The following is a 5,802-nucleotide window of genomic DNA, read 5'->3' on the forward strand; positions in this document are numbered from 1 at the left end:
CCCACATACGGAACCGGTCGTAGATCGTCGACCAGGAGCCGTAGCTGTTCGGCACGTCCCGCCAGGGGCTGCCGGTACGGAACCTCCACATCACCGCGTTGAAATAGCTGCGCAGGTCAGGGATCGGTCCGGACGCCCCCAGCGGGAGGTGCGGCTCGATCAACTCCCATTCACCATCGGTCAGATCACCACGCGTCATACCACTGTGCTACCAGCCGAAACACCCACACGAAGGACGAACACCCCGATTGTGATCCAGACTCAGAACAGGCCCTAGGCCCGCCGCCTCCGCCCGAGCCGGTCAGGGGCGCAGGCGGTAGCGGATCAGGGGGCCCAGCTCGCCCTGGACGGTGGCGAACGGGGTCAGGCCAAGGCGGGTGATCACGCGGGTGGAGGCGGTGTTGCCCTCGTCGACCTCGGCGAGCACCTCGGGGAGGCCGACGGTGGTCAGGGCGTGGTCGACGACCGCGCGGGCGGCCTCCGTTGCGAACCCGCGGCCCCAGGCGGCGGGGGAGAGGCTGTAGAGGACCTCGACGCCGAGGTCCTCCAGGGGGCGCAGCCCCCGGCGGTGCCGACCAGACTGTCGTCCCCATGCCCGCCGTGGTCGTCATGGCCGCCGCGTCCGCGGACCAGCCAGAGGCCGTAACCGTGGGCGGCGAACGACGCGGCGCTGTCGGCGACGGTCTGGGAGATCTCCGCCGGCGACAGGGCAGCGCCGTCGAACAGAAACCGCCGCACGTCCGGATCGGTCCAGTGCGCCGCCAGCTCTGCCTGGTCGGCGTCCGCGACCGGCGTGAGCACCAGCCGCTTCGTGATCAGTATGTGTTCCACGGCGCCCGATCCTGTCAGCCGCCGGCGATGGTCGCGGACCTCGCGGCGCGTCTCCCGGCCGACTCCGTTTTCCGCTCGGACCCCACACGCGGGGAGTCCGCGCGCGGTGGTAGGTAGGCGGCCTCGGCGGGCGGGTCCCGTCATATCCGATCTGTGTTCGGATCTGTGGCTGGCTGGTCCTCCTCGGTCGTTCGTCGGCGTCCAAGGACATCGGGCTGCTGGTGTTGCGGCACGAGGTGGCCGTGCTGCGCCGGGATCTGTTGCATCCGGCCGGAGCAGGGGCCCGTGTCGATGGGCGACATGATCGACCCATGGGTCGACGTGTTGTCCGCCGGTGCCGGTGCCGGAGTTCGCTGGGTTCCGGTTCCCACCCGAAGTGATCGTTCTGGCGGTCCGCTGGTACCTGCGGTTCGCGCTGTCCTACCGGGACGTCGAGGAGCTGCTCGCCGAACGCGGCCTCGAGGTCGATCACGTCACGGTCTACCGGTGGGTGCAGCGCTTCACGCCTCTACTCGCCGGGGCAGCCCGGCCCTGCCGGCATCGGCCCGGCGACAGGTGGTTCCTCGACGAGACCTACGTCAAGGTCGCCGGCCGGTGGGCCTACCTCTACCGTGCCGTCGACCAGCACGGCCAGGTCATCGACGTCCTCGTCAGCACCCGCGGCGACCAGGCCGCTGCCCGCCGGTTCTTCATCCAGGCGCTGGCGCATGGCCGCCGCCCGGTCGAGGTCACCACCGACAAGGCACCCGTCTACCCGAGGATCCTCGACGAGCTGCTCCCCGAGGCCTGCCATGTCGACGCCGCCAGGGAGAACAATCGGATCGAAGCCGATCATGGCAGGCTCAAAGCCCGGCTCCGGCCGATGCGCGGACTCAAACGGCTCCGGTCCGTCCAGACCATCAGCGCCGGGCGTGCCCTTGTTCAGAACATCCGCCGCGGCTACTACGAGCTCGCCGCCGGCACCGACCCACAGCTGCGGCTGCAGGCCGCGTTCACCGAGCTCGCACGCGCCGTCTGACCGCGGTCGCCGGAGCCCTTGGCGTGCGCCGGATCCCCTGAACGCAACGCCCCTCGTGTCCGCTGGCCGAGGGATGCCGGGCCTTCCACCCGGTGATGACGGGGCGGATCAGCTCCCACGCCTCGTCCGATAGGTCACTGGGGTACGGCTTACGCTCGCTAACGCCTTCCAGCGGAACGCACCGACCGCCGAGCGCAAGACGACCAGCCCCACACCCAGAGATCAACTCAAGCTGAGGCCCGGCGAAAGCGTGCAGAACACCCACCGAGAGCCTGGCCTGCCACCCTTTCCCGGGACACAACAGCCCCTACCGAAGCACCCAAAGTCGGGTAACGTAAAAGTTACTCACCGCATAACCGGGGTCCAAGGGTGCAGGGAGTCATCGCTTGTATATAAATCTGCTATACATATTTTCTCCTTTGAAGAAAATATGTATACTGTACATCGATGCAACATCGGACGTTCGGCGCGCGTTAAACAAGGATTCCTAGGTTGACCCATCGGACTCGGACGGGAGTTCGCTAATTCAACAGGGGAGTCATTCGATGGCAGAAGATTCGCAGGTCGGGCCGCAGCGGCGTGGGCTTCTAAAGGGAATGGCAGTGCTGGGCGGCGCCGCGCTGGCCGGGCCGTTCGGCTCACTTTCCGCGCGTATTGCCTCCGCCGCCCCGGTCGCGGGAGGCGGGTATGGTCCGCTCTACCCGGCCGCCGACCGGACGACGGGACTCGAGCTGCTGCGGCTGCCCCGTGGCTTTGAGTACGTGACCTTCGGGTGGACCGGCGATCCGATGACGGACGGCACCGCGACTCCCGGCGCGCACGATGGAATGGCCGCTTTCCGACTCAACGGAAAGATTCACCTGGTCCGGAATCACGAGCGCGGCACCGGCGCTCCGATCGGCGAGGGTGGGATCCCGACCTACGACAGCACCGCCGCAGGCGGCACCACGACGGTTGTCTTCGACCCGGACCAGGCGAAGTACATCGAGACCCGGCCGAGCCTCGCCGGGACGATCCGCAACTGCGCGGGCGGTCCCACACCCTGGGGCACCTGGCTCAGCTGCGAGGAGACGACGACCATCAGCCCGAAGCGGCACGGGTATGTGTTCGAGGTCCCGGCTGACGGAGTGTCCGACGCGATGCCGATACCCGCCATGGGGCGGTTCAGTCATGAGGCGACCGCGGTCGACCATCACGGCTATGTTTATATGAGCGAGGATGCCACGCCTGGCGGTTGGTACCGCTTCACGCCGAACACCCAAGGCCGGCTCTCCGACGGGGGGAAGCTGGAGATGCTCGCCATACGAGGCGAGTTCCGGAAGAACCTGCGTGGCGCGGTCGGCACCGGTACCACTCTGCCGGTGGAATGGGTACCGATCGCGAACCCCGACCCGGACACCGGCAACGGTGTGGTGCAGCAGGGTCTGGCACTGGGGGCCGCCGAGTTTGCCCGGCCGGAAGGCCTCTGGTACGGAAACCGGCTGGTCTACATGACCGCCACCAGCGGCGGTGCGGCCGGGCAGGGACAGGTCTTCGCCTACAACTCCGACGCGATGACCCTCACCTGTGTGTTCGAGTCACCGGCCGCCAACGTGCTCAACTTCCCCGATAACATCACGGTGAGCCCGCGCGGTGGCCTCGTCCTGTGCGAGGACGGGAGCGGCCGGGAGTTCCTGCACGGTTTGTCCACGGACGGTCTGATCTTCCAGTTCGCTGAGAACAACGTCGTGATCCCCGTCGACAAGGCAGTCAACGGCATCAGTGGCGACTTCACCGGTTCCGAATGGTGCGGGGCCTGCTTCGACAACGACGGCGGCGGAAACTGGCTGTTCGTGAACATCCAGTCGCCGGGCATCACCTTCGCCATCACCGGGCCGTGGCGTCAAGGCATCCTGTAGCACCTCGCACCTGACCGGGACGGCATCTCCTGCGAAACGGACCCGGCGCCAGGTGATCACCTGAACGGAGCGGGGGTCCGGGTCGAATCGGCCCGGGCCCACCCTTGTTAAAGCGGCTCTGTTGCCTCCGGCCAGGGCAGGACTTCGCGCTGGTGGTCGAGCATGATCAGGTGATGGGTCGAGGCGCGGTTGATCCGCCGGTCTCGGAGTTCGCGGGGTTCCGGTTCCCACCGGAGGTGATCGTTCTGGCGGTCCGGTGGTACCTGCGGTTCGCGCTGTCGTACCGGGATGTGGAGGAACTGCTCGCCGAACGCGGCATCGACGTCGATCACGTCACCGTTTACCGGTGGGTGCAACAGTCCTGCGAATTACACTTTTTGTATGGCAAAGTTGAACGGTCTGCGACTTGGTCTGTACACCCGGTACTCGGAACTGGTGGGTGGGGATGACGCGTTAGAGCGTCAGGACGAAGACGGGTACGAGTTCGCCGACGAGCACGGCGCGACGATCGAGAAGGTCTACCAGGAGAAGAAATCGGCCTGGAAGAAAAAGACGATCGTGCTGGAAGACGGCACGATGATCTCCCGAGTGATCCGCCCGGACTACGCCCAACTATTGGCCGACCTGCGATCCGGCTACCTCGACGGTGCGATCGTGTGGGACCTGGACCGCCTCACCCGAGACCTACGCGATCCGGAAGACGCCATCGAAGTCGTCGAGCTGTACGGCCGCCCCATCGTCGGGCCCGGAGTCGACCTCACCACCGAGTACGGGAAGGCGAACGCCCGCGCGCAGGCGGTAGCGGCGAACAAGGCCAGCGCGGACACCTCCCGCCGGGTCCGCCGGTCACACAAGCAGCGCGCCCAGCGCGGGGTGCCGGTCGGAGGCAGCCGCCCGTTCGGCTGGAAAGACGACAAGCGCACCTTGGATCTCACCGAGGCCGCGATCCTGCGGGAAGGAGCCCGCAAGATCCTGGCCGGTGTGCCGGTCGTCGATCTGGTGCACGAGTGGAACGCCGCCGGTATCCGCGGAACCCGGGGGAAGAAGTGGACCAAGACCAGCGTGCTGAAGGTCTACCGCAACCCCCGGATCTGCGGCCTACGGGGCCGGGGGGTCGAGGAGCCGAACATCAACGGCCACGTGGCCAAGTACATGCAGGTCGTCACCCGCAAAGAACGCACCCCCGACGGGCGGACGGTCGAGGTCCCGGTGAAGGGCCAGTGGAAAGCGATCATCGGCGTGGGACGGTGGGAACAGGTGATCGCCAAGATCGGGGACCGGACCTACGCCCAGCAGGGGCATAACTCCCGCCGCTACCTGCTCAGCGGCGTCGTGGCCTGCGGCCGGTGTGGTGCGTCGATGTTCGGGTCACCGCCGTACCGGGAACGCACGTACGCGATCTACCGGTGTCCCGCCCCGACGAAGGGAGGGTGCGGGAAGGTCTCCCGGCACGGCCCCCACACCGAAGATCATATTCTGTCCGCGCTGTTCAACAAGATCGAGTTGGAGACCGCGGATGCCGTCACGGAAGTCGCCCCGTGGGAGGGGGAGGCAGCGTTGGCGGAGGTGAAGGAGAGCATCACCGAGACCCGCGCCGCCTGGACCTCGACCCCCCGGCGGATCTCCCCGAAGGACTACTTCCCGACCATGGAAGAGCTACGGGAACGGGAAGAAGCCCTCCTGAAGGAACGTAACGATCATCTGGTGGCCACCGCGAACGCGAACGCCCGTCCCGCTGATGTCCGCGCCGAGTGGGACGACTACACCCTTGCCCGTCAGCGCGCGATCATCAAAGAGCATCTGATCGCCGTGGTCGTCCACCCTGCCGGGAAGGGCCGCAGGTTCGACCCGGAGCTGTTGGACCCGGTCTGGCGGGAAGAGACCTAGCCACTGCGATCGTCGGCCAGGACCAGCCCGAGCAGCGCAGCGACCCGCCGCCGTTTCTCCCGCGACCACACCGGAGCCGCCAAAGCCTGACGCCGCCCCCATTCCTCCGCCGAGTCGGAGAACACCCGCCGAGACCGCGCAGGACCAGGCGCCGGTACCGGTCGGGTG

Annotated in this window: 6 protein-coding genes and 2 pseudogenes; 4 read left to right on the plus strand and 4 right to left on the minus strand. The window is 67.2% G+C overall.

Going from position 1 to position 5,802, the window contains the following annotated elements; all coding sequences use genetic code 11:
* The 3 genes from FMEAI12_RS16835 to FMEAI12_RS16845 all read right to left on the minus strand — a co-directional run.
* Positions 1-199 (minus strand): transposase (locus tag FMEAI12_RS16835; protein ID WP_146776586.1); only part of this gene is annotated, 199 nt, incomplete at its 3' end.
* Positions 200-301: 102 nt separating this feature from the next.
* Positions 302-559 (minus strand): GNAT family N-acetyltransferase, encoded by a 258-nt coding sequence (locus FMEAI12_RS16840; protein WP_112106775.1) that lies wholly within the window; start codon positions 557-559, stop codon positions 302-304.
* Positions 448-831 (minus strand): GNAT family N-acetyltransferase, encoded by a 384-nt coding sequence (locus FMEAI12_RS16845; RefSeq protein WP_112106776.1) that lies wholly within the window; start codon positions 829-831, stop codon positions 448-450. Before FMEAI12_RS16845 ends, FMEAI12_RS16840 begins: the two co-directional genes overlap by 112 nt.
* 340 nt (positions 832-1,171) lie before the next feature.
* On the opposite strand from FMEAI12_RS16845, the gene FMEAI12_RS16850 reads away from it, so the two are divergent.
* Positions 1,172-1,849, plus strand: coding sequence for an IS6 family transposase (locus FMEAI12_RS16850; RefSeq protein ID WP_112106777.1), 678 nt, complete (start codon positions 1,172-1,174; stop codon positions 1,847-1,849).
* A gap of 49 nt (positions 1,850-1,898) precedes the next feature.
* Here the strand turns inward: FMEAI12_RS16850 and FMEAI12_RS39980 are convergent.
* Positions 1,899-2,021 (minus strand): annotated as a pseudogene (locus FMEAI12_RS39980) (IS5/IS1182 family transposase); the annotation flags it as partial.
* A 424-nt stretch (positions 2,022-2,445) separates the two neighbouring features.
* Between FMEAI12_RS39980 and FMEAI12_RS16860 the strand changes: the two are divergent.
* The 3 genes and pseudogenes from FMEAI12_RS16860 to FMEAI12_RS16870 all read left to right on the plus strand — a co-directional run bounded on the left by FMEAI12_RS16860 (position 2,446) and on the right by FMEAI12_RS16870 (position 5,634).
* Positions 2,446-3,747 (plus strand): PhoX family phosphatase, encoded by a 1,302-nt coding sequence (locus tag FMEAI12_RS16860; protein WP_200835312.1) that lies wholly within the window; start codon positions 2,446-2,448, stop codon positions 3,745-3,747.
* A 173-nt stretch (positions 3,748-3,920) separates the two neighbouring features.
* Positions 3,921-4,106: pseudogene (locus FMEAI12_RS16865) on the plus strand (IS6 family transposase); the annotation flags it as partial.
* A gap of 22 nt (positions 4,107-4,128) precedes the next feature.
* Positions 4,129-5,634, plus strand: coding sequence for a recombinase family protein (locus tag FMEAI12_RS16870; protein WP_112106779.1), 1,506 nt, complete (start codon positions 4,129-4,131; stop codon positions 5,632-5,634).
* Positions 5,635-5,802: the final 168 nt, after the last annotated feature.

This window comes from Parafrankia sp. Ea1.12 (assembly GCF_900465275.1).
Taxonomy (GTDB): Bacteria; Actinomycetota; Actinomycetes; order Frankiales; family Frankiaceae; genus Parafrankia; species Parafrankia soli.

Coding starts and splice junctions, on each gene's coding strand:
- FMEAI12_RS16860 (WP_200835312.1), top strand. CDS start 2,446: ATGGCAGTGCTGGGCGGCGCCGCGCTGGCCGGGCCGTTCGGCTCACTT.
- FMEAI12_RS16870 (WP_112106779.1), top strand. CDS start 4,129: ATGGCAAAGTTGAACGGTCTGCGACTTGGTCTGTACACCCGGTACTCG.